At 55.3% G+C, this 24332-nt stretch carries 19 protein-coding genes and 1 pseudogene; 15 read left to right on the forward strand and 5 right to left on the reverse strand.

Going from position 1 to position 24332, the window contains the following annotated elements; translation table 11 throughout:
- Positions 1-124: 124 nt before the first annotated feature.
- Positions 125-1022: pseudogene (locus BP26_RS26955) on the reverse strand (IS5 family transposase).
- A 195-nt stretch (positions 1023-1217) separates the two neighbouring features.
- On the opposite strand from BP26_RS26955, the gene BP26_RS0120905 reads away from it, so the two are divergent.
- Positions 1218-1994 carry a class I SAM-dependent methyltransferase gene (locus tag BP26_RS0120905; RefSeq protein WP_051749249.1) on the forward strand — a complete coding sequence of 259 codons (777 nt, stop codon included), beginning with the start codon at positions 1218-1220 and terminating at the stop codon, positions 1992-1994.
- A 101-nt stretch (positions 1995-2095) separates the two neighbouring features.
- On the opposite strand, the gene BP26_RS0120910 is transcribed toward BP26_RS0120905, so the two are convergent.
- Both BP26_RS0120910 and rlmKL read right to left on the reverse strand, forming a co-directional pair.
- Positions 2096-3496 carry an alkaline phosphatase family protein gene (locus BP26_RS0120910; RefSeq protein WP_051749250.1) on the reverse strand — a complete coding sequence of 467 codons (1401 nt, stop codon included), beginning with the start codon at positions 3494-3496 and terminating at the stop codon, positions 2096-2098.
- Between the two features lie 90 nt (positions 3497-3586).
- Positions 3587-5815 carry a bifunctional 23S rRNA (guanine(2069)-N(7))-methyltransferase RlmK/23S rRNA (guanine(2445)-N(2))-methyltransferase RlmL gene (gene rlmKL / locus BP26_RS0120915; protein WP_051749251.1) on the reverse strand — a complete coding sequence of 743 codons (2229 nt, stop codon included), beginning with the start codon at positions 5813-5815 and terminating at the stop codon, positions 3587-3589.
- Positions 5816-6054: 239 nt separating this feature from the next.
- Between rlmKL and BP26_RS0120920 the strand changes: the two genes are divergently transcribed.
- Positions 6055-6738: a YjbF family lipoprotein gene (locus tag BP26_RS0120920; protein WP_029922509.1), complete on the forward strand. Its 684-nt coding sequence runs from the start codon at positions 6055-6057 to the stop codon at positions 6736-6738.
- Positions 6739-6797: 59 nt separating this feature from the next.
- Here BP26_RS0120920 and BP26_RS0120925 read toward each other — a convergent pair whose 3' ends face one another.
- Positions 6798-7043 carry a hypothetical protein gene (locus BP26_RS0120925; protein ID WP_029922510.1) on the reverse strand — a complete coding sequence of 82 codons (246 nt, stop codon included), beginning with the start codon at positions 7041-7043 and terminating at the stop codon, positions 6798-6800.
- A 489-nt stretch (positions 7044-7532) separates the two neighbouring features.
- Here BP26_RS0120925 and BP26_RS0120930 point away from each other — a divergent pair, with 489 nt between their 5' ends.
- On the forward strand, positions 7533-9821 hold the full coding sequence (locus tag BP26_RS0120930) for a YjbH domain-containing protein (protein ID WP_029922511.1): 2289 nt from the start codon (positions 7533-7535) through the stop codon (positions 9819-9821).
- A gap of 17 nt (positions 9822-9838) precedes the next feature.
- Here the strand turns inward: BP26_RS0120930 and BP26_RS28860 are convergent, their stop codons facing one another.
- A complete protein-coding gene (locus tag BP26_RS28860) occupies positions 9839-10300 on the reverse strand; it encodes a low molecular weight protein-tyrosine-phosphatase (RefSeq protein ID WP_084183295.1) in 462 nt (153 codons plus the stop codon).
- Positions 10301-10531: 231 nt separating this feature from the next.
- Here BP26_RS28860 and BP26_RS28865 point away from each other — a divergent pair, with 231 nt between their 5' ends.
- From BP26_RS28865 to BP26_RS28890, 12 genes are all read left to right on the forward strand, one after another.
- A complete protein-coding gene (locus BP26_RS28865) occupies positions 10532-11707 on the forward strand; it encodes a polysaccharide biosynthesis/export family protein (protein WP_169740757.1) in 1176 nt (391 codons plus the stop codon).
- Between the two features lie 293 nt (positions 11708-12000).
- Complete coding sequence (locus BP26_RS0120945) at positions 12001-14262, forward strand: polysaccharide biosynthesis tyrosine autokinase (RefSeq protein ID WP_245611860.1); 2262 nt, start codon at positions 12001-12003, stop codon at positions 14260-14262.
- A gap of 233 nt (positions 14263-14495) precedes the next feature.
- Positions 14496-15422 (forward strand): UDP-glucuronic acid decarboxylase family protein, encoded by a 927-nt coding sequence (locus BP26_RS0120950; protein ID WP_029922515.1) that lies wholly within the window; start codon positions 14496-14498, stop codon positions 15420-15422.
- A gap of 291 nt (positions 15423-15713) precedes the next feature.
- Positions 15714-16448: a hypothetical protein gene (locus tag BP26_RS29750; protein ID WP_157572675.1), complete on the forward strand. Its 735-nt coding sequence runs from the start codon at positions 15714-15716 to the stop codon at positions 16446-16448.
- A gap of 92 nt (positions 16449-16540) precedes the next feature.
- The gene (locus BP26_RS29755) at positions 16541-17329 is read left to right on the forward strand and encodes a hypothetical protein (RefSeq protein WP_157572676.1); all 789 of its coding nucleotides are present in this window, start codon (positions 16541-16543) and stop codon (positions 17327-17329) included.
- Between the two features lie 52 nt (positions 17330-17381).
- A complete protein-coding gene (locus tag BP26_RS29760) occupies positions 17382-18491 on the forward strand; it encodes a hypothetical protein (protein WP_029922518.1) in 1110 nt (369 codons plus the stop codon).
- Positions 18492-18793: 302 nt separating this feature from the next.
- Positions 18794-19804, forward strand: coding sequence for a glycosyltransferase family 9 protein (locus tag BP26_RS28875; RefSeq protein ID WP_169740758.1), 1011 nt, complete (start codon positions 18794-18796; stop codon positions 19802-19804).
- A gap of 4 nt (positions 19805-19808) precedes the next feature.
- Positions 19809-20996, forward strand: coding sequence for a hypothetical protein (locus tag BP26_RS0120970; RefSeq protein WP_029922519.1), 1188 nt, complete (start codon positions 19809-19811; stop codon positions 20994-20996).
- 168 nt (positions 20997-21164) lie between these two features.
- Entirely contained in the window at positions 21165-22016 is an 852-nt protein-coding gene (locus BP26_RS0120975) for a glycosyltransferase family 2 protein (protein ID WP_169740759.1), read from the forward strand.
- A 120-nt stretch (positions 22017-22136) separates the two neighbouring features.
- Positions 22137-22973 carry a class I SAM-dependent methyltransferase gene (locus BP26_RS28880; RefSeq protein WP_157572677.1) on the forward strand — a complete coding sequence of 279 codons (837 nt, stop codon included), beginning with the start codon at positions 22137-22139 and terminating at the stop codon, positions 22971-22973.
- Positions 22974-22978: 5 nt separating this feature from the next.
- Positions 22979-23722: a class I SAM-dependent methyltransferase gene (locus tag BP26_RS28885; protein ID WP_211255003.1), complete on the forward strand. Its 744-nt coding sequence runs from the start codon at positions 22979-22981 to the stop codon at positions 23720-23722.
- Positions 23723-24078: 356 nt separating this feature from the next.
- Positions 24079-24332, forward strand: a 254-nt coding sequence (locus BP26_RS28890) for a transposase (RefSeq protein WP_157572540.1), incomplete at its 3' end; no start/stop codon positions are given.

Here is a 24332-nt window from a genome sequence, read left to right on the forward strand (position 1 = left end):
GGTCTGAATAAGTCGGTCGAAAGCGGCCTTGCTGGGGCGTTCTAAAGTACGTTGAGCGCAAGACAGTAATCGTACTATTTGGTATTGTCACAATTCGACCAATCAGGGCCCTTCACCCGGCTTTTTACCCCGTAACTGCCTGCAGCGGACGCAATCCTCCTGCAATCGCCAATAGTCGTTTGCGGGCCATCCACAGATTCGACAGGGCAAACAGGGTGATTACCTGGGCGGTGTTTTTCGCCAGCCCCTTGAAGCGCACCTTCACGTAGCCGAACTGCCGCTTGATGACCCGGAAGGGATGCTCGACCCGGGCGCGAATGCTGGCCTTGCGCCGCTCGGCCTTCTCCAATGCATGCCGGGCGCGGCCCTCGGGCAGGGCCTTGATCCGCCCGCGACGGGCCGCGATCTCCCAGCGCAGGCCCGGGCGGGTGACGCGGTTCTGGGCGCCGGCGTAGCCGGCATCAGCGTAGGCGACCTGCTCTTTGCCATGCAGCAGCTCGTCGACCACCTCGACATCCGCTTCGTTGGCCGGGGTGGTGACGACGGTATGCACCAGCCCGGAATCGACATCCGCACCGATGTGGGCTTTCATGCCGAAGTGCCACTGGTTCCCCTTCTTGGTCTGGTGCATCTCGGGGTCGCGTTCGCCATCGGCATTCTTGGTCGAGCGGGGCCAGCTCATTGGCTTCCAGCAAATGCCGGAAATTCAGGATGGTGGTTTCGTCGGGGATCGGCCGGTTCAGCGACAGCCCGGCGAACTGGCGCATCGAGGCCACTTCGTACAAAGCCTCTTCCATGGCCGGATCGCTCAGGCCAAACCAGTTCTGCATCAGGTGGATGCGCAGCATCGCCGCCAGCGGATAAGGGTGCCGCCCGCGTCCGGCTTCAGGGTAGAACGGCTCGATCAGTCCGAGCAGCGAAGCCCATGGCACTACCCGCTCCATCTCGGCCAGAAAAATCTCGCGCCGCGTCTGCTTGCGCTTGCCGGCGTATTCGGCGTCCCCGAAGCTCAGTTGGCTCATCCAGCCATGCTCCCCTGCTGTCCGCCGCTATTATGAGGCTTGTTCAGACCTTCCTTAGCGGAGAGTTCGAGATTAAACTGCCATCGCAATGGCGATCTTGTCCTGTTTCAGGATTCCAGAACCGCTGCCTTTTGCGGCAGAAAACTCAAGTTTATGATCGGTCCGGCTCCGAATCGGAAATAAGTCTCCGGAATCATGGCCGCGTCGAAAAGATGGGCGTATTCAACAGCTTCCCAACAGCAATCAGACGAGGCAAGCGACGTGGAACTCTCTTATGGAAAATCACTGGAAGCATGGGAAGGTTTCAAGGGCAAAGTCGAGCATCTGATTCGGGATTTCGATTGCAAATCGATCTGCGAGATTGGAGGCGGGGCCAATCCTCTTCTCGACAGCGGGGTGGTCAAGGCGTCGGGGATTGATTATGTCGTCTTGGACATATCTGCGGACGAGCTGGCAAAAGCCCCCGCAGATTGCCGAAAGATCGAAGCGGACGTGTGCGCTGAAGACTTTGTCGGCGAGGGCAACGTGGATTTTGCATTTTCTAAAATGCTGGCAGAGCACGTGCGTGATGGAAAGACCTTCCATTCCAACGTCGGCAAGATCTTGCGTCCGGGCGGCATTGCGTTCCATTTTTTCCCAACGCTCTATGCGGCGCCGTTCATCGCAAACAAGCTACTGCCTGAGACCCTGGCGGATTCGATCCTAGATCTGGTTGCGCCCAGGAATCGATATCGGCAAGGCAAATTCAAGGCATATTACAGTTGGTGCAGGGGGCCGACCCCACCGCAACTTCGAAGGCTGCAGAGCGTCGGCTTCGAGATCTTGGAATACAAGGGGTTTTTCGGGCACGAATATTACTATCAAAAGATTCCGCCGGTCAGCGCAATGTCCCGAGCCCTGACCGACGTCTTAATCAAGCACCCAAATCCTTATCTGACAAGCTTTGCTTATGTGGTTCTCAGGAAAAAATAATGGACTGTTTTTCAGAAATTCTTTAATAAATTGATTTATATAATAATTTTTTTCTTGTAATGCCATCGGGGTAGCGGGCGTTGCTCACTTTCGCGGAGTGATCAACCTCCATAAATTGGGAAGCCGAAGCGCTGTGCCTTGGTCTTGAGCATCTGCAGTTCGAGGATGTGCGCGGCGCGTGACTTCGCCACGGCATCGACCTGCGCCAGCGAGGCGCCCGAGGGCAGCAGGGTGGCGAGGTTGCAGGCGGTGCCGAATGGGCCGGCGGGCACGTTGAAGGCCGGCGCCGCGGAGGTATCCGGCGGGTTGTCGAAATCCAGCGCCGTTGCCAGGTTGTTGGAAGTGCTGGCACGCGGGTAGAACGGCGTCAGGCCCCAGCGCCACAGCATCAGGTTGAGCACCGAGGTGTGGTCGAACTCGGTGTGCTCGACGTGGCCGCGACGGGCGCGCGGACCGATGATCACGGTCGGTACACGGAAACCCAGACGGCCGTCATTGCCGAGGGCGGCTTCGGCGGCAGTGACCGGGGCGAAGCTTGGTACCACGTGATCGGCAAAGCCACCCCACTCGTCGTAATTGATCACCAGCAGCGTGTTGGCGTAATTCGGGCTGTTGCGGACGGCGTCGTAGACCTGGTTGAGGAAGGCCTGTCCGTTGCGGATGTCGGCGAGCGGATGGTCGTCGTGCGACACGCCGTTGCCTTCGCCGAGGAAAGCGGGGTCGACGTAGGACACCTGCGGCAGCGTGCCGGCGGCTGCCGCGGTGAGGAAAGCGGCGAACGGCAGCGAGATATCCAGATGCTTCAAGCCATATTCGGCGGTAAAGGGGATGTCGCTGTAGTAGTAGCGGCCCTGCAGGCCCTTGGCCTTGAGCGCATCCCAGATGGTCGGCAGTGAGGTGACGGTCGGCGCGTCGGAGTTGTGCAGCTTGCTGGTCTGGCCCGAATGCATGTAGAAGCGGTTCGGGTAGGTCTCGGCCAGGATCGAGCAGAAGTAGCGGTCGCACACTGTCCAGCTGTGCGCGGCCGGCCCGTGGAACGGCAGGTCGCTCTCGGTGTAGTAGCCGATGGGGAAGGTATCGCCCGGTGCCGCGGGCAACAGGAAGCCGTCCATTGCACCGTTGGCCAGTTCCTTGCGGCCGCCCTCGTAACTATGGTCCGGATCCGCGCTGTCGCAGTTCTGGTAGTCGGTGAGGTGGTGGCTCATCTGCGTGTTGCCGGCGGTATCGACGAAGCTGCGTCCCGCCTGGATGCCGTCCGCGCCGGGCAGCCAGCCGTAGTAATGGTCGAAGGAGCGGTTCTCCATCATCACCACCACAATGTGGTCGATGCCGGAAGTGGCCGGATCGGGCGGGGTCGCGGAAGACGGGTTGCTGTCCACGCCGGAAGATTCGCCGCAGGCTGCGGTCAGTGCACCGGCGCCGGCGGCCGAGGCGGCCAGGCCGGCCAGCAATTTGCGCCGGCCGGGGTTGAAGCGGCTATTGTCGCCGTCATTTTTTTTCACGCGGACTTCCCCAAACAACAAGACAAACAAATTTCAAGCTTATGACCGAAATTTGTCAGCCGTATGACGGGCTTCGATGCCTTGATCTGCTTACGGTGTCCGGTTCCTGATCGCCCAGCAGCGGTGCGGCGGCGGCGGACGCTTGTAGTCCTCGTCCAGGGTCTGCGGCGTGATATCGCTGATCTCCAACCCCGCTAGCCCTTCCATATCCAGCTTGAAGCGTTTGCGGTTGGTGGAGAAATACAGCACACCCTGCGGCGTCAGCAGGCGCGCGGCGTTCTGGATCATCTCGACGTGGTCGCGCTGCACGTCCAGCGTGCCGTCCATGCGCTTGGAGTTGGAGAAGGTCGGCGGATCGCACAGGATCAGGTCGAAACGCGGTGGGGATTTGCTCTCGGCCTGCTCCTTGAGCCAGGCCAGGCAGTCGGCCTGGACCAGGGTGTGCCGGGCGACCGGCTCGTGGCGCGGGCGGCGTTGCTGCCAGACATCATCCGGCTGGCGTCGCGTTTTCAGCGTAGCGTCGATGCCATTGAGGGCGAGGTTGCGCTGCCCCCACTCCAGGTAATTGGCCGACAGGTCCACCGACATCGTGCCGCTGGCGCCGCCCTTGGCCGCGTGCACGGTGGCGGTGGCGGTGTAGCAGAACAGGTTGAGGAAGCGCTTGCCGGCGGCTTCGGCCTGGATGCGTCGGCGCAGCGGGCGATGATCGAGGAACAGGCCGGTGTCCAGATAGTCGTCGAGGTTGATCCACAGACGGCAGCCGTGCTCCTCGACCTGCTGGAAATTTTCCTGCTCGCTTTGTCGGGTGTACTGGTCGGTACCTTTTTGCTGCTGGCGGATCTTGAAATGGATGGCGGAAGTCGGAACGGCGAATTCCTGCTGGATCACCGCCAGCGCTTCGCGCAGACGGCGCTCTGCGCGCACCGGATCGACGGTTTTGGGCGCGGCATATTCCTGTGCGTGGATCTGCAGCGAGGCAGTGGGGTAGAGGTCCACGGCCAGGGCATAGTCGGGCAGGTCCGCGTCATAGACGCGGTAACAGGAAACGCCGGTGCGCTTGGCCCATTTACTCAAGTGCTTGAAATTCTTGCGCAGGCGGTTGGCGAAGTCTTCGCTGCCGCCGCCAGGATTGACCGCGCCCACGGCTTCGGGCGCCGGCACCTCCATGTCGAACAGCAGCAGCTTGCAAGGCAGGTCGCCGTTGTAGAGGGAGTACATTTTTTCGGCGCGCAGGCCCAGGCGCGGGCCGAGGTCGGGACGGCCGGTGAAGATGGCCGCCCGCCAGCCGCCGAAGTGCTGCTTCAAGGTCACGCCGAGCAGGCTGTACAGTTTAATCAACTCGGCCTCGCTGCCGAGGCGTTCGCCATAAGGTGGGTTGGCTACCACTAGCCCCGGGAGTTCCCCGATGGGGCGTGCGGTCGAGACGTCGGCCTGTGCCCACTGGATATGCTCGGCGAGGCCGGCCAGTTCGGCGTTGTTGCGTGCCGAACGCAGGGTGGCGCCGTCGATGTCCTGGCCGAGCAGCGGCGGCAACTGGGTAAGGCCGATCTCCTTGCGCCGTCGCGCTTCGCCGAGGAGCGCCCCCCAGATGTTGCTGTCGAAGTTGCGCAGGGCCTGGAAGCCATAGCGTTCGCGCGCCAGCCCGGAAGCGATATCACCTGCCAGGTAAGCGGCCTCGATTACCAGCGTGCCTGAACCGCAGAGGGGGTCCACGAGGCCGCCGCCATTGCGTGCCACCTCGGGCCAGCCGGCGCGAATCAGGATCGCTGCTGCCAGGGTTTCTTTCAGCGGCGCAGCGCCGCCGCGCGCGCGATAGCCACGGCGGTGCAGGCTGCCGCCAGACAAGTCCAGGCTCAGCGACGCATTTGCACCATTTAGGTGCAAATGCACCGGAACGTCTGGGTTGGAGGCGTCGACGTCGGGCCGGCGGCCATGGTCATCGCGGAAGCGATCCGCAATGGCATCCTTCACCTTGAGCGCCGCGAAATGCGTATGGGTCAGGGTGTTGGAGCGCCCGGCAACTTCGATGGCAAAGGTGCGGTTGGCCGAAAACCAGCCGGGCCAGTCGATCAGCTTGGCGGCGTTGTAGAGCTGTTCCGCGTCGAGCACCTCGAACTGGGCCAACGGCAACAGTACGCGGCTGGCCAGGCGCGACCACAGGCAGGCGCGATAGGCCACCTGCCAATCGGCGGAGCAGATCACGCCCCCGTTCTGTTCGCGTACTTCCGTCGCGCCCAGCGCGGCGGCTTCCTGGGCCAGCAGCGGCTCGAGGCCGCGTGCACAACTCAGGAACAGGGGGATGGATTCAGTCGGGGCCATGCGGAAAGGTCTGGAAGGGCAGTCGTCGGGTGGCGGGCGGGCAATCCCCGATGCTGAAAGCGGGAAAGGGCATGGCTGAGCGTCGCGAACTGCGATTTCCCGCATCGGCGCGAACCCGCCAGCCTGCTTTTTCATGACATCATAAAGGTATGCAGCCGCGTATGCCCGGTACATGCAGGCACGGTGACGTGGGTGCAAGGTCCAACCGCAGTCGAATGAATGGCAGGAGAAGAGGTGAAATGCTGAGTCGCAGGCAGTTCCTGGGTGGTTTGCTGGTGACGGGCGCGGCTGGCTGCGCGTCGGATCCGAATTCGACTGTCAATCTGTTCTCAAAAACCATTACCGCCAAGGGACTCCCGGCGCACGAGTATCCCCTCACTGCAGAGCAGATTCACGATATTCCCTATGCGACGCTGGGGGTGCGTATCGCCAGCAATCCGCGAGCGGTGATCGTGCTGGCCAAGGCGGACGGGCGGACGCTGGAATGGGCTTCCGCGGACCACGTGACATTCGTGACCCGCGGCGGCTGGCTGCTGCGCACGCATGGCCTGCAGCGTGATCTTGCGGCCACTCGCTGGCAACCGACGCCGGATGAAGATCCGCTACTCAGCTTCGCGCAAAGTGGTGTATTGCCCCAGCGTGGAGTCTACCGGGAGATCGACCTCGGCCATGCTGACGAGCGTGCGATCGCCGTGGAATCGCGTTTCGAGGCCGGAAAGGACGAAACCATCGTCATCCAGGGCCGCGAGCGCCTGACCCGGCGGATCGATGAAATCGCAATCATGCGCGCCTGGCGCTGGGAAACCCGCAACAGCTTCTGGCTCGATCCCCAGTCCGGGCGGGTGTGGCGTTCGGTTCAGCAGTACTGCCCGGAAATGCCGCAGATCGAGCTGGAGGTGCTCAAACCCGCTGCTGCGGTGTGATTTCGACCAAATAAAAGGCCACCTTAGAGGCGGCCTTTTATCGCTGCAAAATCAAAATCTTAGTGCGTGGTGCTGGTCGACGTGGAGGTAGCCGTGCTATTTCCATTGTCCGACGAACCCGCCACAACCGCGCCGATGATGGCAGCCGCGCCAACGCCAGCTGCAACAATGGTCGCGGTGGAACCGCTTGCGGTGCTGGAAGCCTGGGTGCTACTGCCTGCGGCTACGCCAGTGTCATCGGCAAAAACGGCCGAGGTGCTAAGAACCGCAGTGGCCAGCATCGCCGCCTTGAAAATCGTATTCATAACGCCTCTCCATTCGTCCTGATTCACCATCAAATTCAGGGAAGGGCTCCGCCCTTCCGCAAGTCCAAGCAGAGTATACCCAATCTGTTGCTCTGCCAACTTCTGACAACCCCTGCTTTCAGTAGTTCTAAGCAAGTTTTTGGCCATATTTGTGTCACATATCACGATTTGAGGCGCATTATTTAAGGCCCCCTCGCTGGTTGCGTGGAAAATGTTTGAATAAGCCGTTTCGGGTAATGGCCAGATCCGCACCCTATCTGTAAGGACTTTTTCACCCCCGCATGACAGAATGGCCTCGGTTCGTAGCTCGTCGGCCGCCGGCTTCGACTCGCAACGAGATGTTCGGGGCAGCGTGCACCGGCCAATAAAGCGGGCTTCAGGAATCATATCGACGCAGCAGCTGCCGGCCGGTTCGAGGTCAGGGCTTGGCGTTGTCCGGGTCAATTGGTTTGTTGCCAAGGAAGAATCAGGAATCGTGGGGGTTAAGGTTTGAGCGTTCGTTCTGGACTGTCGATCGGCCCCACCGGCGCCGCGGTGTTTATTACGGTGTTTTTGGCCGTGACGCGCACGGCTGGAGCGGCGGAGTTCGACAACCTGTTTGCTGGCGCCAATGATTTTGGCAACGTCGGCCTGATGCAGACACCCACGGCGCGCATGCGCCCAGATGGCGATTTCGGCCTGGGTGTTTCCACTGTGCGGCCGTACAACCAGATCCAGTTCTTTGCTCAGCCGCTGCCCTGGCTGGAAGCCTCGGTTCGCTACACCGACGTCACCAACCGGTTTTACAGCAACGACCCCAGTTTCAGCGGTACCCAGCACTACAAAGACAAGAGCGCCGACGTAAAGGTCCGGCTTTTGAACGAGGCCCAGTACTGGCCTTCAATTGCTCTAGGCATGCAGGACATTGGGGGCACTGGCTTCTTTTCCTCGGAATATCTGGTCAGCAGCTACCACTGGTATGACTTTGATTTGTCTTTCGGCCTGGGTTGGGGGCGTTTGGGCAGCGGGGGTGATATTCCCAATCCGTTCGGGGCATTCGGCCATCACTTTGACCAGGATCGATTCAGCGCCGTGCAGAACAGCATCGGCGTTGCCGGCAACGTCGGGGCGAAGTACTGGTTTACGGGACAGACCATTGGCCCCTTTGGCGGCGTCGCGTGGAACACGCCGATCAAGGGCCTTTCCCTGCGTGTCGAATACGACGGTAACAATTACCAGCACGAAGGACTCGGCGACAATCAGCGGCAGGATTCGCCGATCAATGTAGGCTTGGCCTATCGCGGAATTTCCGGCCTCGACATGGGGGTCGGGTTCGAGCGCGGCAACACCGTGATGGCTCGATTCGCCATCTATACCAATTTCCAGAACCTGCGCGGGGTATTCAAATCAGCTGATCCCACGCCGCTGGCGCTTTATCCCAACCAGTCCGGGGATGCCTCCACCCCCAACAATACCGCCCTGCCGGCATCGGAAAGCAATGCCGCAGCAGTCGCGCCGGAACAGGCCGCGATCCAGACTTCGGCGCCCGCTGGGCCGCCAGCCGCCCCCGAAATTTCAAGCGAACAGCGGCACGAGTTCGTCCTCAAGCTGAAGGACGCCTTGAAGCAGCAGGGCTTCACCTTGATCGCAGTGGACTATGACGGCTTCCTCAAGGAGGTTCGCGTCTGGCTCAATCAGGATAAATACCGCAACTCGGCCAAAGCCGTAGGCCGGACCGCAAGGGTCCTTGCGGCTACGGCACCCGACGAAATCTCGAAATTCACGCTGGTCTTCGTTGACCAGGGCGTGGAGAATTATCGCGCAGCGGTCTACCGCCAGGACTTCGAGAAGGCGGCGCATGACAACGACCCCGATGCAGCATTGTCCTCAATTGTTTTGAAGGGGCCTGGGGAAGGCTACTCGGGGGCGCAATACATCGACGATACCAGGACTCCGAAATTCTCCTGGGACATGGGGCCGGCGGTTCGCCAGAGCGTCGGTGGTCCGGATACCTTCTATGCGGGCCAGTTGTACTGGAAAGTTGCCGCGGCGGTCCAGGTAACTGACCACCTCAATCTCACCGGCGCGGCCGGGTTCAACATCATCAACAACTTCGATCAAATCAAGCTCCAGTCCAACAGCACCTTGCCGCACGTACGTAGCGACATCGTTAAATATCTCCGGCAGGGTGATAACGGCCTCATCAATCTCGAGGCGGATTACATCTGGTCGCCGTATCCTGACTGGTATCACCGGCTTTCCGCCGGCATCTTCGAAGAAATGTATGGTGGTGTCGCCACCGAGTTGCTCTATCGGCCCTACGGCCGCAGCTGGGCAGTCGCTTTCGACGTCAACCGGGTCAAGCAACGCGGTTATGACGAGATGTTCGACTTCCTTGGCTACACCGTAACCACCGGGCACGTAGCCCTGTATTACAAGCCGGGCTACAAGAACTTGCTGATCAAGCTCAGTGCCGGCCAATATCTGGCAAAGGACCGCGGCGCCACCCTGGATGTATCGAGAGAGTTTGACAGCGGCGTTCGTCTAGGAATCTTCGCCACCAAGACCGACATATCGGCGGCGCAGTTTGGTGAAGGCTCCTTCGACAAGGGCGTTTACATCACCCTGCCGTTGGACCTGTTCTTCGCGAAATCTACCCGCCGGGAAGCAGGCTTTACTTTCAGGCCCCTGACTCGTGATGGCGGCCAGATGGTCTATGACGGACCGGAGCTCTATTTCAGCGTCAAGGACGGCCAGCCTTCGGACTTCGCCAGAGGCGCCTCGGAACTGCTTAAATGATTGGTTCGACCTTGGCCTTATGGCAAATGTGTAGGCAGCGCGGGGCGAATGCGTGTAATCCAGTCATCAACGCACATGCTGATTTCGGAGAATGCCTGTTCAAATGCCGCTTTGGGCTTGCGATAGGGATCGGCAATATCCGCCTGGTTGCGCCAGCGTCCCAGCTTGTGGGTGCGTCCGCGGAGGTGAGGAAAACGCGACCAGATCCATTCATTGTGGGTTTGATCGAGGGTCAAGATGAGATCCATCGACGTCAGAAGGATCTGCGTTGCCTGTTGTCCGCGATGTGGCGAAATATCAAGTCCGTTTTCTTTGGCGACGAGAACCGCATTCGGGTCTGCCGGATGATGGGCTAATGCCGCGGTGCCGGCAGAACAAACTTGTATGTTTTCAATCTGTAAGCGCTGATTCAGCAGGCCTTCGGCAATAGGGCTGCGGCAAATGTTGCCGGTGCATACCACGATAATTTTGTGAAACATGTCACATTTCTAATGAGTAATGGGCCAAAGTACGTGCAAAGAAAGAATATTGACTTCCTTGTTGGCAAGTCCGCTAAACTTCCTACGAGGATTAGCTTATTTGAGGGGCGTTCCGTATCATTTTACCCATATAGAATGTGCTGACAGCGCCACTTCCGGGGAGCTAAAAAGCTCGTGGCATGGCCAGCTTGTTGCGTAAGCCTCCTTTCAAATCCATCGAAAATACAAATCGTGCATTTACAGACATTGACGTCGCGCCTGCTCGCGTTAGCGCTGTGCCTGATTTTGTCGGCCTGCTCCGATATTATCCCGGGTCTGAATATTCGCGAGGGTGGTTCGGGAACACACGAATACCGTGTCGTTCCATCCCAGGAAGATAGCAGTTTCAAGGTCGTACAGGCGGCCCCACTACCCGCGTACGAGGTTGTTCCGCTCAGTCCCGATGTATTGGTTGCGCTGGCCAAAAAGCCCTCGCTGGATGAATTGGGATCGGTCCCTTCGTTGCTCCCGTCCAATGTGCCGCCGGAATATCGAGTCGGACCGGGTGACGTGTTCTTTGTCGTCGTATGGGATCACCCCGAATTGACTTCCCCATACACGGGACTTACCAATGATCTAACCAGCCAAGGCAGATTGGTTGCCGCCGACGGAACGGCCTTTTATCCGTACGTAGGGACATTTAAAGCGGCTGGTTCGACTGCTGGCGAATTGAGGGCTTATCTCGCCGAACATTTGAAAACCGTAGTTCAAAACCCACAGGTGGACGTCCGCGTCGTTGCCTATAGAGCGGGTCGTGTCGAAGTAACCGGCGAGGTCAACAAGCCTGCCACCCTCAATTTTGACGATACGCCCAAGGGGGTTTTGCAAGCGATCGATGCCTGCGGTGGCCTGACTCCGGGGGCGAGCCGGCGACGGGCAATTCTGGTCCGCAACGGTGTCATCCATCAGATTGATCTGGGTGGTTTGCTGTCCGGTGCAAAGCCGGTGCCGAACCCGGAGCTGCGTCCCGGCGATATTCTGCACATCCCCGACCAATCGGGTGACCAAGTGTTCGTATTGGGCGCGGTAGCGAAACAGGCTCCCGTTATCATTCAGCAGGATTCCCTGACACTGGTTCAGGCGCTCACCAACGCTGGTGGGATTGACACCACGAGAGGCAAAGATGCGGGAATTCTGATTTTTCGGCCGCATCGCGAGCTGGACGCAAAAATTTCAGCCCATATCTTCACGCTCGATCTGTCTCGGCCAGAAGGTATGTTGCTTGCCAGCCAGTTTCAAATGGAGCCGAGCGATGTGATTTATGTCAAGGCCACCGCCTTTGCTCAATACAATTCTGTAATTAATGATCTGCTGCCGACGATCTCGGCTATCTTCTATCTGGTTGATACAAATGCATTGATCAAGTGAGATGCTTTTTTGGGGCGCAAGCTGATTTTTATACGCCTATTATTATATTTTATTCAAATACTTGCAGATCTTATTCTTGAATTAGTTCCACGGGTTCTGATGTCTAGATTGGAGTGGCGGCGAGATTGAGTTCAAGAATTCAAGTCCGGTCGCAATTTTGATGTGCGCCGCGCGAGTTGCCTTAAGGCAACTTTTGTTGTCGGTTCCCTTCCGGCTTTTTTGTTCGGTTTTGGCTACGATATCCTTGCCAATAACTCGATTTTGCTCAAAGATTTCAGGAGAAGGTGGTAAAAGTGCCTAACGATGTGATCAACGAAACACTGCGGCCGCCTGTGATCGCTCCTCCGCTGGCTGGTGTTTCAGGGGACGAGGAAGTCAATCTGCGTCATCTGTTTGATCTGGTGGCTTCCGGTAAGTGGGTTATTTTGGGTATTACGCTGGCTGTGCTGGCATTGGCGTCCCTTTATCTCGTTATTGCTCACCCCACCTACAAGGCCGATGGGCTTGTGGAGGTTGAGGAAAATCAGAAATCTGCAGCCGGAGGAGATTTAGGTGAAATCTCATCCATGCTGTTGGGTACACCGGTTCAAACTGAAGCCGAAATCCAGATCCTGAAAAGCCGTATGGTATTGGATCAGGTCATCGAAAAGATGAACCTGCTGGTCGAAGCGCAGCCCCATTATTTTCCTTTTATCGGGCACGCCTATGCGAGAAGGCATGACGACGAAGTCCAACCGGTCGATCCGCTCCTGGGATTTAAGCGGTACGCATGGGGTGGCGAGCACATCGAGGTGCCAACGCTACAGGTTCCCGACAAGCTCTTAGGCGAGAGACTTGTACTGCATGCAACGGATGGTAACGGTGGCTTTGTACTTGAATATCCACGAGGGACAAAAATTCTCGAAGGAACCGTAGGCAACGCGCTAACTGGTCAGAGCGAAAGCGGTTCCATCAACATTTTTGTGCGCGACCTGAAGGCGCGTCCCGGAACCGAATTCTACGTCACCAAACTTCCCAGACAGCGTGTATTAGAGCAGCTGTCCGGCGCTCTGACCGTACGGGAACAAGGCAAACAATCCGGTGTTATCGCCATATCGGTGAAAGGCCGGTCGGCGGAGTTTGTTGCCAAAGTCGTCAACAGCATTGAGGATGCTTATTTGCGCCAGAACGTCGAACGGCGTTCCGCCGAAGCGCAGCGCTCCCTGGAATTCCTCGAAAAACAGCTTCCCCAGCTGAAGGATCAGGTCAATACGGCTCAGACCCGATTGAACGCCTATCAGTTGCAACATGGATCGGTCGACGTAACCAAGGAAACCACGATGGTGTTGCAGCACAGCGTGGAACTGGAAACAGGCCGCTTGCAATTGGAGCAGCAGAGAGAAGAAGCGATACAACGATTTACTCCACAGCATCCGGTTGTTAAGGCGTTGGATCAGCAAATTCAGTCCATCCAGGCCGAGCAGGAAAAGCAAAAAGGTCAAGCTGAGAGATTGCCGAACACGCAACAGGAAATTTTCAGCCTGATGCGGGATCTAGACGTAGCTAACCAGTTGTATACGGATTTGATGAATACCGTGCAGCAATTGCAGGTTGCGAAAGCCGGTACTGTAGGAAATGTCCGCATTGTGGATTATGCATTGGAGCCGAGGGAAGCGTTCTCCCCCCAGCTACTGCTGGTGCTTTCCGCGGGCTTGTTTATCGGCATTCTTCTGGGGATTGGCTGCGTAATTACCCAGCGCGCACTCCTTAGGGGCGTTGATGACCCTACCGAAGTCGAAACACGTCTCGGACTGACGGCCTATGCCGCAATTCCCTATACCGTAGGGCAGCGCCAGCTCACGCAACGCATGGCCAGGGGGGAACTCGGTAATCACATCCTTGCCGCAACTGCCAGCCAGGACCTCGCAATCGAGGCGCTGCGCAGCCTGAGAAATTCACTGCACTTTCTCTGGTTGGAATCTTCCAACAATGTTGTGATGCTGACCGGTCCTGCCCCCGGCCTTGGCAAATCTTTTGTCGCCGTCAACCTTGGCGCGGTGTTGGCGCTGTCCGGCAAGCGGGTGGTGGTAGTCGATGCCGATTTGCGGCGTGGCCATATGCACAAATATGCATCGATGGAGGCGGCTCCAGGAATCTCTGACTACGTAGTTGGAGATGCGGATGAAAATGCGGTGATCAAGCCGACTGTCGTCGAAGGCTTGATGCTGGTGACCAACGGCACCACGCCGCCGAATCCGGCTGAGCTGCTCTTGCACGAGCGATTTGCCAAACTGGTCAGCCATCTATCCGCCAATTTCGATTATGTCATTATCGATACGCCGCCGAGTCTGATGGTCGCGGACGCTGCCATTGTCGGCCGCATGGCCGGATGCGCGTTGCTGGTGCTCAAGTCCGCGGAACATCCCATGCGGGAGATTGAAGAAACTTATCGCCGCCTGATTCAGGCGGGCGTAAAGGTCCGTGGCACCATCTTCAATCAGGTTGGTTACCGTGTAGGTAGCTATGGCTACGGCGGTTATGGCTATAGCTATAACCGCTACTACAAGTACGAGTAGGGCGATGTTGTAATCTTGGTGAAGTGGGTTAAAGGATTGCTCCAACAAACAATTGCTGCCAAATAGATGAATCGGTTCGGGGCGGGGTAACCCAAGTCACTGACGGAGATACTATGCGCTTCTTTCGATATTAGGCGTTTCTGTATGAGCACGGTATTTGCGTGCTTTCCTCGCACATCAATTTCACCTAACTAACGGATCAGCATGGAGATGGTAAAGTGACTAATCGCGTTATGGTTACCGGTGGAGCGGGATTTCTCGGTTCGCATCTGTGTGATCGGTTGCTTCAGGAAGGAAATGAAGTCTTGTGCGTGGACAATTTCTTCACCGGCAGCAAGAAGAACGTTGCCCATCTCCTGTCCAATCCTGATTTCGAGTTGATGCGGCATGATGTGACATTTCCCCTCTACGTGGAGGTCGACCGCATTTTCAACCTGGCATGTCCGGCTTCGCCAGTGCATTATCAATTCGATCCGGTGCAGACCACCAAGACCAGCGTCCATGGCGCCATCAATATGCTTGGGTTGGCGAAGCGAATAAAAGCGCGAATATTCCAAGCCTCGACCTCCGAAGTCTACGGCGATCCGGAAATCCATCCGCAACCTGAAAGCTATTGGGGCAAAGTGAATCCTGTTGGGCCACGTTCCTGCTACGACGAGGGAAAGCGTTGCGCAGAAACATTGTTTTTTGACTATTTCCGGCAGCACAAACTAGATATCAAGGTAGTACGAATTTTCAATACGTACGGTCCGAGGATGCATCCCAACGATGGCAGAGTCGTCAGCAATTTTATTGTGCAGGCGATCAAGGGAGAGGACATCACTATCTACGGCGATGGCAGTCAAACACGCAGCTTCTGTTATGTCGACGATTTGATCGATGGCTTTGTGCGCATGATGAACACGCCGGATGGCGTTACTGGTCCGGTTAACCTGGGCAATCCGGGTGAATTCACCATGCTCGAACTGGCCGAACGCGTACTCCGCCTCACGGCTAGCCGGTCGAAGCTAAGCTTCAAGCCGTTGCCCGCCGATGATCCCAAGCAGCGGCAGCCCGATATTCGTCTCGCCGGCGAACTTCTGGGCTGGAAGCCCAAGGTCGATCTGGAAGAGGGCCTGAAGCGGACCATCCACTACTTCAGGCACGTCGTGGCCAATTAATAGCGTGCAGAATACCCGCCACAGATATCCGAGGGCATCTTTTTGACTTACTCCGAATCATCGCCGTCCGCGCGGGATTCTACGCTGCCTACGCCACTAGATACTGCAGTTCTCTTCCTGGTTTTCAATCGCCCGGACGTGACAGCGAAGGTGTTCGAGGCAATTCGGCAGGCAAGGCCACCACGGCTCTATGTTGCGGCAGACGGACCCCGTAGCAGTCGCCCTGGTGAAATGGAAAGATGCGCTGAGGTCCGGCGGATCACAAGCCAAATTGATTGGCCATGCAAAGTGATGAGCCTATTCCGAGGTGAGAACCTCGGCTGCAAGCGAGCAGTTAGTGGAGCAATCAGTTGGTTCTTTGAGCATGAAGAGGAAGGCATTATTCTCGAAGATGATTGTCTCCCCGCGTCCAGTTTTTTTGGATTTTGCCAAGAGCTTCTAAAAAAATACCGACATGATCATCGAATTTGGCAGATATGCGGAACAGCATTCGTCACGGACAGATTGAATCGCGAAAGCTCTGACTCGTACCTGTTTTCCAAATACGGCCCAATTTGGGGGTGGGCGACGTGGCGGAGAGCTTGGGCGTACTACAACGCGGACATGATTGATTGGCCATTGATGAGTAAAGCACCTTGGTTTGAGTCTGCTTATGAAGACACCAGCGAAGCGAAAATGAGACTGGAATTGGGCAATAAGTTATATTTTTCCAAAATTGATACTTGGGACTATCAGTGGGGATTCACCAAAAATTTCCAAAGCGGACTTTCGGCCATCCCGCTGTCTAATATGATTGTGAACATTGGCTTTGGATCGGAGGCAACCCATACCACTCGGATCAACCTACTCGCGCCGACCGGGAAGCATGAGATGGACTTTCCTATCCGTCACCCTGCATTTGTTTTGGCGGATTCCCAGCATGATCAGCTTTACCGTAAACATCTGGTTGTAGGGTCAAAGGATGCAAGGCTGAAAAATACCCTCAAGCGTATGATTCGATTGCTCTTTGGAAGGTACCCCCTGTGACATCAAAAAAATTAATTCTTCGCGTTGCCAATAGCATTAAGCGCCGATTGGTGCAGTCCCGACGTTTAACTGTTCAGAGCAAGGATGAGGTAGTGGCCCAAAAACTTCTGCTGGAGCGTTATCGAGAGAGACGTTCACTAGAAAAGTTGTCGTTTAGGGATGTTGGCTTTGGCTTGTACTCTCAGCACGATGAAGACGGCATATTGCTCTACATTTTTTCGCTTATCGGGGTTGATAACTACCGATGCGTTGAGATATGTGCAGGCAATGGAATTGAGTGTAATACCGCAAATCTGCTGATTAATCATCGCTGGACCGGGTTGCTTGTTGATGGGAATCCAGCGAATGTTGCGGCTGCAAAGGCATTTTACCGGTCACGGGTGGAGACCATGCATTGGCTTCCCGATATCGTAGGGGCATGGCTGACGCGCGAGAACATTAATGACGTCGTGGCCAACGCTGGATACTCTGGTGAAATTGACTTGCTTTCGCTCGATGTGGACGGCGTTGATTACTGGTTATGGGATGCGATTCAAATCATCACTCCCAGAGTAGTCGTATTGGAATACAACCATCTGCTTGGGCCAGAGGTGTCGCTCACGGTGCCATATCAGCCTGATTTTGTAGCGGAATTTTCGGAGTACGGCAGCGACTACGCAGGTGCCTCCCTGCAGGCTTTCATTAGGCTGGGATGCAAAAAAGGATATCGATTTGTAGGGACCAACGCGATAGGAACGAATGCCTTCTTTGTACGCAATGACATTCCGACCGAGTTACTTGCAGAGGCTGACCCGAAAGATGCATACAGGCATCCTCGCGCTCAATTTGGCATGAAAACTCGCTATCAAGGTATTAAGGACAGAGCTTGGGTGGAAGTTTAATGAATACAGTGGTAATTGTAAGAATACGGTTAGCAGATCAACGAAGCAGTCTATGCGCGCCTCGATAATTACCACGATTCGTCATAACGTGGGGGATGATTTCGTACGAGAAGGCATCCTCTACCTTCTCTCCACTATTCGGTCCTTCGATGGATTTGATTTCATCCATAAGCATTCTCCGGTAACAGCTGTATATGGTTTCGGCAACGTGCGTTCCCTGCGTGTTTCAAAAATGCTTGAACCCTTGGCTTGCATGGTGGCCCCTGGAGACCGGGTGAAGAAAGCGGATTTACTCGTTCAAAGCGGAGCGCCAGTGTATTGGTGTCACCCAGATGGGCCGCATTGCGCTGAAAACGAATGGTTCGAGCCATTAATCAGGAAGCGCTTTAGCCGTGATCGGCGGGGCCGGAAATTTTTAAATATTGCCGGCGGGAGCTGTCAAAGCTATCACTCAGACGGAAGCGAAGTTGATGCGTGTCTCAAATGTCAGGGTTACATCCGCGAATTCTTTGACATCTGTGATCTAACCATTCTGCGCGATAGTCTCGCAAAATTGATGCTTAACAAAGCCGGCCGCGATGCTTCTGTGCTTCCATGCACGTCAATTTTTGCCCGCGACCAACTTGAGTTGCAGGCCGCAGACGGTGAGTACATCGTTATCAATTTTATGGAGAATGGTGGGCATTACACATTCGGGCAATCGATCAATCGAGAGCTTTGGCGTGAGCAATTCAAGAATATTGCTAGAGTCGTCAAAAAAATGGGGCCGGTGGTAATTGCCTGCCATACTCCGCAAGAGGAGCAATTGGCGGCACAGCTAGTCCCGGACCTTGACCGATTCTTAGTTCCGGACCAACATGTGGAATTCATGAAATTCTACGCGCGAGCCAAGTTTGGCATCGTCAATCGTGTGCATGCTGGATTCATGATGGCTTCGTTAGGCAAGCCGGTCGCGGTTATCGGTAACGATAGCCGCGCCCTGATGATCAATAATCTCAACTTGCCATCCTACTATGTTGATGATGTCGTCAACGTAGGAGTCGAACAGATCGTGGGCGCGATCCGGTCACGTACCGTGGACTATCCCGATGAGATTGACGTGATCCGCCGCCAGACTAAAGACAAATATATTGAGGCAATGTCTGTAGCGCTTTCAGCCTGATCTCGGTAATGTCCCGCCCTACAGTCCATCAAAAGAAGGCCGCCCGAAGCACTCCGCGGGATCAAACGGCGACTACCGCACAAAACTCACCCTTCGTTGTGTTATTGGGGAAACTGCGACGCTTTTGGGTCGAATCGGTTCGCGCAATTGCCTGGATTGCGCTCGACTCCATTATTGCGGGTTTCCCGATGCAGAATAGGTGTGCGGGAGGTGTTTGTATTGTACGACTTGATGCAATAGGCGACTTTATTCTGTGGTTGGAATCGGCCAAGCGGTTGCGTACGCACTTTAGTGGTAAGGGAATGAAATTGACGCTTGTAGCGAATGCTACTTGGGCGGCCTGGGCCAGGGAACTTGATTTGGCAGATGAAATTTGGGCGCTAGATCCCCTCAGATTCAACAAGGATTGGAACTACCGAGCAAGCTGGGTCAGACGGGCGCGCTCCGCCGGCTTTTCAACTGTGATCCAACCAACATATTCGAGATGGACCACGGCCGGAGATTCTTTTGTCCGGGTGACCCATGCCGCTGTCCGCATTGGTTCTGTCGGGGACAACAGCAATACCTTGTCGTGGCTGAAAAAGTGGGCGGATGCGTGGTACACGCAACTGATTCCGCATGGCGGCGAAGATTGCATGGAATTAGTACGCAACGCGCATTTCATGCGCGGCATTGGATTTTCTGATTTTCGAGCCCGTGTCCCTCATTTGCCTGTGGACGCAGCCAATTTATCAGCTTTTCAGTTACCGTGTCCCTATGCCGTGCTAGTGCCTGGTGGTAGTTGGAGTGGTAAGGCCTGGCCAGTTACTTCGTTTACAGAGATAGGGCGAAGGTTACTAGTCAGTGGATTGCAATTGGTCATCGTTGGAGGCGCCCCTGATCGACGATGTACCGACGAGCTTCTACATGAACTTGATGGTAAGGCTATCAATCTGACCGGCCGGACAAGTTTGGCCGCGTTGGCAGCGATATTGCATCATGCCCAAATAGTAGTCTCCAACGATACCGGTTCCGCTCATATTGCAGCGGCTGTAGGCGCATCGGTTGTGTGTATTCTGGGTGGAGGGCATTACGGGCGATTTCTTCCATATCAAATTGAAGAATCATTCGACAAACGCCCGTTGCCTATTGCTGTTTCCAAGACCCTGGCATGTTTCGGCTGCAACTGGACATGTATATATAACGTCGAGGTGAATCAACCGGTAAAGTGCATCAAGGAAATCATGGTTGAGGATGTTTGGCAGCAAATAAGAATGAAATTGTCGTTGAAGGCGCAAAGTGTGGAGACATTCACTAGCACGGCGGGAGTTTAGTCGCTTGGGTAGCTACCACTCAAGGCAGTTTCAACCCGTCACCGATCGCTCGATCGGTGTGCTGCTGCAATTCTTTTTCTGCGCGTCATATTTTTTTGTACCCTTCTGGGCGAAGTCGGCGTTGCTCATTTTATTACTCACCCCACTGCTTGTGGCGCGGCTACCGCGATTATTTGAGGCGGTCTTTCTGCTCGCCTTAGCAATCGGGTTGTGCAGTTATCTGGTTTTCGGGGCTGCGGAGATAAAGCCGCTGCCACTCGAACTCTCTGAGGCTGTTGTGCGCACGCTTATTGCAATTATTTTTATTGTTCCACTGTTTTTTGTTGAAACTAATACTGCGGCAAAAGCCATTCGTTGGCTGATGATTGGCTGTGTGATTTTTGTCTTTGCCGAAGGGGTTCTGACTCTGATTAATGCGCCCGAAACCGCAATCAGGCGTTACATGATGTCCCCACAGTCCGGGGAAGAGGTCCATTCGACAGGGCAAATAAATTCCGCCGTGCTGGCAGCAGGATTCTTGCTGCTAGTATCGAGCAAAAAGCTTGCTGGCTGGTTGGGACTGATTGGTGTCATTTTCCTTGCCGTAATGTATCTCAATCGTACCGGTATGCTGCTTTCGGCAACTTACTTATGTGTTTTTTTTCTGACCACAAATAAAATGACGGCCAAACAACGTTGGCCGGCATTTTTTGGCGTCGCATTTTTGGGGCTTATCCTTGGCGGACCTTTTTTCGATAGCTTCATGGACTCGGTCCAGCCGGCCATGGCTCGATTGTCGGACGAAGGCCTCGAATCAGCGCGATATGAAGTGCAATGGCATGGCCTGTCCTTGCTATTCTCTGGTGAGTATCCTCTAGGCGGAGCACAGTTGAACGGGGTTGGATCTACAGAGTGGTATCACAATCTGCTCCTCGATGCTTACCGGGTTGCTGGTATTCCGACTATGTTGATTTTTGCTTTTTTAACGGCGATATCTTTTCATGCTCTTCGTAAAGCCCATTCGTTTAATTTATTCGTTATCTGGATGGTGGCGCTTTTCATAGCTTCGACTTCGGTGGTGCTGGAGGGCTTTATGGCTGAGTACTACACAACCTTTGCTGTTTTCTCATATGCATTCATCGCGGGGAGAATTCGTAAGGAAGAGGTGCTCGTGGCTGCCGAGAGAGTACGTCGGTCCGCGCAATTGGCGTGAGAGTTCCAAGACGATTGGAGAACAAACGCAATGCATTGCAGTCCTAAGAGCGGCAGAATTTGATGTTCGGCCGAGGAGGGTTGTTAAGTGAATCTCAGCAAAGAGAAATTTGCGGAGATGTGTCTTCGCTTTTAAGTATCTGAGAGGTTCATTCTAGTGTGCGCGCAAGTGAGTGATGGTCAGAGCCGGACAGTACGCCTTTCAGAGGGAAAGCTGCCTGCGCCAGTCGGCAGTCACCTGGAAGAGGGGAGTAAGCGTGTAGCCCCCGAATCGAACGCCAAGGTCATCACGATCATCATTGCAGCGTGGAATGGCGGCAAATTACTCGAACAATGTCTCCAAAGCTGTCTAATACAGGACTATCCACACAAGGAAATAGTCGTGATCGACGGGGGCTCTTCTGATGGCACCGTTGAAGTACTGAAGAAATATTCAGATCTCCTGACATATTGGGTATCGGAACCGGATAGAGGTATCTACAACGCGTGGAATAAAGCGCTTCAGGTCGCTACCGGGGATTGGATTTGCTTTCTCGGCGTTGATGATCGGTGGAGCCGCGCGGACAGTCTTTCCGCCCTGGCCAATGTGGCCCGTTTCCCAGAGAACAATTTTGTAACTGCCAGGGTCCAGATGATTGATGGCCATGGACAGCTAGGCCGTGTGTTCGGGGGAACTTGGCATTATGAGCAGATGAAGCAATGGATGATCGTTGCGCACACGGGCATGCTGCATCATCGTTCGCTATTTGAACAATATGGAAAATTTGATGAAAGCTACCGTATCGCGGGTGATTTCGATTTTCTGCTGCGGGCCGGCCGTAAGATCCGCGCGGCATTCCTGGCCGATGAGGTCGTCTTAATGGGAAGCGAAGGAGTTAGCTCAACTCGGGTCCGAACCGTATTCAGTGAGGGGCGGCGTGTATTGAGCGCACATCCTGAGGTGGGGCCGATCAAAGCGTGGATTTTTTTCTTTAAGGCCTGGTCAAGGTATTTTTTGCGTCCCTTGACACGGTTGCGTTGACATCTTCGTACTCGAACTTTCTATGCTCACGCTAAAGATAGATGCATATCAAAAGTCCGCTTGCCCGATGATGGACGATTGAGGCTTATTAAAACATTGTTGGCCCGGAGATTGCAGCAGGTGAATAACCATAACAGGAATGTCTACAACGCCCTGAATAGCGGGGAATATACCCATATGGCTCCGCACCTGCGTCACGCTTCCATTCAGCGGCTTTACGATTCAATGCTCCAGGCCGCATTTTCTCAGGTACAAAGCTCTTCAGGCGGCCGCCCGAAAGTCCTTGATCTGGGTGCGGGAGAAGGAACGGTAACGCTGCCGTTTCTGGAACTTGGCGCCGATGTAACCGCTGTGGACATATCGGAGAAGCAGTTGGAGCAGCTTGAAGCCAAATGCAGCCACTTCAAACAGCATCTCCAAGTACGTTGTGAGGACATCGAGATAGTGCTCAATGAAGGGCCGCACTTTGATATTGTTGTGGCCAATTCGTTGCTGCATCACATCCCCGATTATATACATGTGGTGGAGCGGGCCACACAGGTATTAAGGCGGGGTGGTGGCTTCATATCTTTTCAGGACCCGATGTGGAGATCATCAATTTCGCTTAAGGATGCCATTGTTTCGGCATCTGCTTACACCTTCTTTCGGGTACAGCAAGGCGACCTGTTGGGCGGAACCGCTCGCAAAGTTCGTCGTGCCTTTGGGTATTATTCGGACGACTCCATACACGATAGTACTGAGTATCATGCGGTCAGAAACGGCGTCAATCAAAATCTTATCAAAGTGTTACTCGAACAACGAGGCTTCCGTTGCGAAGTTTTCGAATATTGCAGCCTGCATAGCGATCGCCTGCAGCCATGGGGCGAAAAACTCGGGATTCGCAATACCTTCGGAGTGCTCGCCATTTCCAAGCGCGACACCGCCGCCCTAAGTCCCGAGTCCGATTCCAAGGGTTAGAGCCCGTGAAAATTTTAAATCTCGGCTGTGGCACTAAGGTCAGCCCACATCCGGACGTCGTAAATATCGACTGGTCAATTTTGCTCAGGATACGGTCCAATTTCCTGCTGAGGGCAGTTGCTCCGATATTGTTAAACGGTGATCGCCTCCGGCGTTTCAACTCGCTGCCCAATAATTTGATGGTCCACGATCTATCTCGTGGAATTCCCTTTCCAGCTAATAGCGTAGATGTTGTCTACCATTCACACGTACTAGAGCATCTTGATCGCGGCATCGCAAAGGAGTTCGTCGCCGAATGTGCTCGCGTCTTGCGCCCCGGTGGCATAATTCGAATAGCTGTCCCCGACTATGAGCGTTATTGTCGGACTTATCTCGAGCACGTGGAGCTTTGTGCTGTCGATGGTGGCCATGCCACCATAGCGGATCACGACGCTCTTTTTGAGCCACTTCTGAAAATGTCAGTGCTCCGAGAGGCTCATGGCACTAGCACCCAAAGACCCCTCCGTCGCTTCATTGAGAATCTGCTATTGGGCGATGCTCGCAAGCGAGGAGAAACGCATCAATGGATGTATGACCGCTTCAATCTGTCTTGGCTGTTGCAGTCCTGTGGCTTTATACAACCTGCTGTTCGCACTTTTGACACGAGTAATATTCCAGACTGGCTCAATTTGAGACTGGACTGCGATGATGCCGGAGATGAATACAAGCCGGAGTCGCTATACATGGAGGCCGTAAAAGTTTCCATGTAGAGGCGGCTTGAGACCGGAGAAACTTTCTGAACAAGTGAGCGACATCTCCGGCCGTGATGTTGCTGGATAGCTGAAGCACATGGGATTCTCCGCTTCGTCGACTTCACGCATGTGCTGCCATCGTCAGTCAGCATGCGGCCGCCACGGTGAGGTGTATGCGGCAGGCGAAGTCATCTTTAAGTGTTGGCGCTCACCGAACATTGACCAGGGGTTTCCGGTCTCCACGATGGGCAGAGATGGGGCGGTCGGTCGGGTGGCGCCGGTCATCTTCGAATCGTAAGCGTCTGGCGAAGTCATCTTGAGTAAGCGCTGCTAGCGGCTGAGCATTGTGTCCACGAGTTCAAACCCGCGGACACATGGACACTACCGAAAGCAAGCAACGCCGGACATGGCGGCGTCACAGCGCCGAATTCAAGGCGAGCATGATCGAAGCCTGCAGCCATACGGGTGTTTCGATCGCAGCGGTGGCCCTGGCCAATGGCCTGAATGCCAATCTGCTGAGAAACTGGGTCGTGGAAGCGAAGAAGTCGGCACCGGCAGCATCTTTGGCGGTGAATCCCGGCTTCGTGCCGGTGGCACTCCCAGCGGCGCCATCGTCGACATCGGAAAT

Source organism: Nevskia soli DSM 19509, assembly GCF_000711955.1.
Lineage (GTDB): Bacteria > Pseudomonadota > Gammaproteobacteria > Nevskiales > Nevskiaceae > Nevskia > Nevskia soli.